Source organism: Morganella morganii H1r (genome assembly GCF_000633515.1).
Lineage (GTDB): Bacteria > Pseudomonadota > Gammaproteobacteria > Enterobacterales > Enterobacteriaceae > Morganella > Morganella morganii_B.
Genome location: NZ_AYMP01000067.1, coordinates 1 through 4,509 on the forward strand (window position 1 = coordinate 1; position 4,509 = coordinate 4,509).

6 protein-coding genes and 1 pseudogene are annotated in these 4,509 nt (G+C 49.6%); all 7 read left to right on the forward strand.

Going from position 1 to position 4,509, the window contains the following annotated elements; genetic code table 11:
• Positions 1–89: 89 nt before the first annotated feature.
• Entirely contained in the window at positions 90–656 is a 567-nt protein-coding gene (locus U868_RS0121870; RefSeq protein WP_025155142.1) for a recombinase family protein, read from the forward strand.
• Between the two features lie 202 nt (positions 657–858).
• A complete protein-coding gene (locus tag U868_RS25645) occupies positions 859–1,782 on the forward strand; it encodes a hypothetical protein (protein WP_025155143.1) in 924 nt (307 codons plus the stop codon).
• A gap of 54 nt (positions 1,783–1,836) precedes the next feature.
• Positions 1,837–2,142: a hypothetical protein gene (locus tag U868_RS0121880; RefSeq protein ID WP_025155144.1), complete on the forward strand. Its 306-nt coding sequence runs from the start codon at positions 1,837–1,839 to the stop codon at positions 2,140–2,142.
• 86 nt (positions 2,143–2,228) lie between these two features.
• Positions 2,229–2,708, forward strand: coding sequence for a hypothetical protein (locus U868_RS0121885; protein WP_025155145.1), 480 nt, complete (start codon positions 2,229–2,231; stop codon positions 2,706–2,708).
• Positions 2,708–3,178, forward strand: a complete 471-nt coding sequence (locus tag U868_RS0121890; protein ID WP_025155146.1) for a DUF1833 family protein — start codon at positions 2,708–2,710, stop codon at positions 3,176–3,178. Before U868_RS0121885 ends, U868_RS0121890 begins: the two co-directional genes overlap by 1 nt.
• Positions 3,175–3,567, forward strand: coding sequence for an NlpC/P60 family protein (locus U868_RS0121895; protein ID WP_025155147.1), 393 nt, complete (start codon positions 3,175–3,177; stop codon positions 3,565–3,567). Before U868_RS0121890 ends, U868_RS0121895 begins: the two co-directional genes overlap by 4 nt.
• Positions 3,554–4,509 (forward strand): annotated as a pseudogene (locus U868_RS0121900) (phage tail protein); the annotation flags it as partial. The gene U868_RS0121895 and the pseudogene U868_RS0121900, both read left to right, overlap by 14 nt.

A 4,509-nucleotide genomic window follows, 5' to 3' on the forward strand; every position in this document is an offset into this window, starting at 1 on the left:
TTTCCGGTAAACCAAGGTTTCCGGGAATGCAGCCATAACCGGATAAATCCGTAATAATCCCGTCATTACAGCAAACATGAGGGAAAACAATGGCGGTCATCGGCTATATCCGCGTATCAACAACTGACCAAAACAGCGATTTACAGCGAAATGCACTCATCAGCATAAATTGCGACCTGATTTTTGAAGATAAAATGAGCGGTAAAACCGCCGTCAGGCCGGGACTGAAACGGGCGTTAAAGGCCATTCAGCCGGGCGATACACTCGCAGTGTGGAAACTGGACAGGCTCGGGCGCAGTGTCAAAAACCTGATAGCGCTGATATCTGATCTGCACGAACGCGGCGCACATTTCCGGTCACTGACGGACAGTATCGACACCAGCACCGCTATGGGGCGCTTTTTCTTTCACGTCATGTCAGCGCTGGCAGAAATGGAACGTGAGCTGATAGTAGAGCGTACGCTGGCAGGCTTGGCCGCAGCGAGAGCGCAGGGAAGAATTGGCGGAAGGCCAGCAGCACTGACACAGAATGACCGGGAGCAAATCGGCCGTCTGCTGGATAAAGGGCATTCACGGCAGCAGATGGCGATTATTTATGGTGTGGGGGTATCGACAATTTACCGGTATTTTCCTATTGGGCGACGCAGCGAGAGTTAATTAACATTAGATAGCGAGGAATATTGAATCAATTTTGCACTGTGCAAAATGCGCTGGTTTCACCATTCCTCGCAGTGCAGAATTTCGCGCCTGATAGTGCAGAATTTCGCGCCGCGCTACACGCCGGGCTGAAATTAACGCAGAGTATGCAAAAAAGGCAGCAGAGGAAAACGCGAAATCAGCCGTCACACCTGTTCAGGAAATGGCAGCACAGGTTGATCCGGTTCAGGCACTGGCAAATGAGCATACTCAGAAACTGGCACTGATTAAAGATTACATGAATCAGCGCGTCATTACCGAGCAGCAGGGGCTGGCACTGATGAATGCTGCCAACAAAGAGTATGACGAGCAGCGGACTGCGGCGCAGTGGCAGTTACTGAGTCAGCAAAGTCTTGGTTATGACATGCTTACATCCGCGGTTGATTCCCTCTCCGGGAATGCGTCCAACGCTATCACCGGCCTGATCACACAAACCATGAGCTGGAGTGATGCTGCGAGGTCGCTGGGTAACACCATGCTTAACAGTGTGGTCAACTCTATCGTTCAGGTTGGCGTGGAGATGGCTAAAAACTTCATCCTCGGCCAGACATTAGGTGTTGCCACTCAGGCTGCAAACGCAACAGCTGCTGTTGCCGGTGGCGCAGCTGCGCTGGCTGCATGGACTCCGGCGGCTATTGCGGCGTCTATCGCAACGATGGGGGCTGCATCAGCGAGTGGTCTTGGTGCGTATACTGCGGCACAAGCGACCGGCGCAGCAACCAGTATCGGGATGAAAGCACTGACGATTGCCGGTGCGCGTAAAGATGGTGGTCCGGTATCTGCCGGTGAAATGTACCGGGTTGGTGAGGGCGGCAAGCCGGAGATATTCAAAGCATCAAATGGTAACCAGTACATGATCCCCGGCGATAACGGCAAGGTTATCAGTAACCGTGATATCGATGGTGGACAGGTACCGGTGACGGTGAATATCAACGACTATTCATCCGGAGGTAACAGAATTGATGCTCAGGCCAGACAGGACAGCAACGGGATGACCATAGATGTGTTTATCGCGGATATGGAGAACAAGGGGCCGATGCACAGTGCTATTACACGAAACACAACGGCATCTGCGAGGGTTAGATAATCACTCACAGCACGATATAACCCGCTTCGGCGGGTTTTTTAATGGGGAAATATCATGGTAGCAACAAAAATGATGTTAAACATCAACACCACTGAGATACAAAGTCAGATTAGCGATTTATGCAATGCGTTATCGTCTGCCTATGGTTCGCTTGAGGCTGTTCCGGATGAAGTCATCAGCCGCATCCTTGACAGATTTAACCTGGCAAGCGGCGATATCATCTGCCGTCATGGTGTGGCCACAACCGGAACAGATGGCTCCCTCGTAATCCCCTCTGTCCCGCGCTTCGGAGTCGATTTCGAAAGACTCGTTTCCGCAGTCAGGGCAGGAGAGTTTAACGCTGACATTAATGTTCATTAATTATCCTAATTTTGTTTAAGGGATAACCAGAATATACGAACGTTAAAAAGTTTATACCTGACAAATGATCAGCTATAAGGCAAAAATTGATGATTATCGACTATCCTGACTGGCTTCCTCTGGCACAGAAGCCGGACAAAAACATGACCATCGACACCGGCTATATGACAGATCAACCTCAGGTCGGTGCACCGATATTCCAGAAACTGACTGATGACCTGAAGACGGTCTGGAATGTCACATGGATATTCACGCTGGTACAGGAGCGGGCATTTGCTCAGTGGCTGCGCCATCCGGATTATCTGGATAACTGCAATCGGTGGTTCCGGATGAAAATCGACATCGGCGGCAGCGGATTACAGGAGCAGGAATTGCACTTTGTATCCTACCCCGTGCAGACCAGCGTTAACGGCGCATCAGTCACATGGACCGGTCAGGTTATCTGTAAAAATCTGCATAACGATGATGACGAGTTCGGTGATGTGATTATCGAGTTCCCGCCGCCGTTCGGCAGCTGGCTGGATGTTATTGTCACTGAAACACTGCCACGGTGTAAGGAGGGATAATGCCGACATTGCGTGAGTTCCGCGCACAAAGACCAAACCGCATCCTGTACGAAACACTTCAGCTATCACATCCGTCATTCGGCGACACCTACCTGATCACTCACCAGATTTTCCCGAAGATACTCGGCGGAATTGAATACCTGCCGTGTAACTTTGAGATGTCTGAGAGTCAGCAGAGTAAAACGCCGATCATCGATGCAAGCGTGAAATTCAGCCGTGTGGCGCATGAGTTTAAGCAGAAGCTGAAAGCATGGCGGTCATACTCACGAATGGTGCCGGTCGAGGTGACTTACAGACTGTTTGATGAGGCTGACAGAGGAACGGCAATCGTGCGCTGGAAACTGTTTGCGAAAGACATCTCACTGGATGCGGAAGCGGTATCAATGACACTTTCGATGACCAATCCGCTGAATAAAAATGTCGGGCGCATTTATGAGCCGCAGGAGTGGCCCGGGCTGGAGGCTGTATGACGTCAGATGAATTTACAGACAGAATTATCGGGGTTCCGTGGGTTAACCGGGCGTGTTCGTTTACTGCGTGTGACTGCTGGGGCCTTGTGGCGCTCTATTACCGGTACGTTGTCGGCGCTGAAATTCATCACGACAGCGGTTATGAATCAGACAGTGATTTTATGACCTGTTATCAAAACGAGGTTGATTTCTGGAAGCCGGAAGAGCATCCGGTAAGTGGCGGGATATTTGTTGCTTATAACGGCTCAGTACCGGCACACGTTGGCATTGTGATCGGCGGAATGGTTCTGCACAGCCGGGGGGATAACGGACATGTCCGTCTTGACAGATTGCTTACCATTCAGCGTATTTACAGCAAAGTGGAGTTTATGACTTATGCCGGTAATTGAAATTCAGCGCCTGCCGGGAACACCGAAAGAGAGAGTCGAAGTAAAATCCGGCTCTCTTTTTTTTGACTGGCTGAAAGAGCAGAACATCAGCAGTGATGTTGTGATCATGGTCAATGGTGTGCAGCTGACTGATAGCGACAGCCTTGATTTTGTTGTCTCTGAATTGCATCACATTCAGGTATTTGACCAGCCGAAAGGCGGTGCCATCGGAGATTTGCTGAGCCCGGTATTTAAACTGGTGACGAAGGTATTCTCCTTTCTGGCTCCGAAAACGCCGTCATTCACATCTGCAGATGCAAACGTAAAAGACAGCCCGAATAACCGGCTCACAGGACAAACAAACGTTGCGCGAACCTATCAGGCCCGTCCGGAAATTCACGGTCAGGTGAGGGCATATCCGGATCTGATTCAGCAATCGCTGTTTGAGTACATAGATAACAAGAAAAAAGTCACAGAGTGGATGAACTTCGGCATCGGTAAGTTTGATATCGAAAACGTAAAATACTCGGAATCAGAATTAACCGCACTGGATGGTGCGAGTTATCAGATATTTCAGCCGGGTGAGAATATCCCTGAAATATTTGAGGGGTTTGAGTTTCACGACGTTGATGGTCAGGAAGTGCCGGGGCCGAATGAAAGTGATGAAATTCCTCAGTATCAGGCAACGGCGAATGAGGTCATATCCGGCGAGATAAAAGGCGGAGAGGCAATGATTAAAATCGCCAGACAGGATGAGTTCGACTATTTCTATGACATCATAAAGCCGCGATCAGTGTCGATTATTGTCAGTGTGTCGTATAACACGCCAACAACGCCGATCACAAAAGATATCAAAGTTTATGCCTATTTGTCTGAAGTGAAAAAAAGTGATGACGGGTCGCTCATACTTCCGAAAAAGTATTATGAATTTTTCTTCACCGACCTTGCAGGCAATGAATTAGC

What these genes read in the sequence shown, in the direction of transcription:
- U868_RS0121870 (WP_025155142.1), top strand. Translation starts at nt 90, where the DNA reads ATGGCGGTCATCGGCTATATCCGCGTATCAACAACTGACCAAAACAGC.
- U868_RS25645 (WP_025155143.1), top strand. Translation starts at nt 859, where the DNA reads ATGGCAGCACAGGTTGATCCGGTTCAGGCACTGGCAAATGAGCATACT.
- U868_RS0121880 (WP_025155144.1), top strand. Translation starts at nt 1,837, where the DNA reads ATGGTAGCAACAAAAATGATGTTAAACATCAACACCACTGAGATACAA.
- U868_RS0121890 (WP_025155146.1), top strand. Translation starts at nt 2,708, where the DNA reads ATGCCGACATTGCGTGAGTTCCGCGCACAAAGACCAAACCGCATCCTG.
- U868_RS0121895 (WP_025155147.1), top strand. Translation starts at nt 3,175, where the DNA reads ATGACGTCAGATGAATTTACAGACAGAATTATCGGGGTTCCGTGGGTT.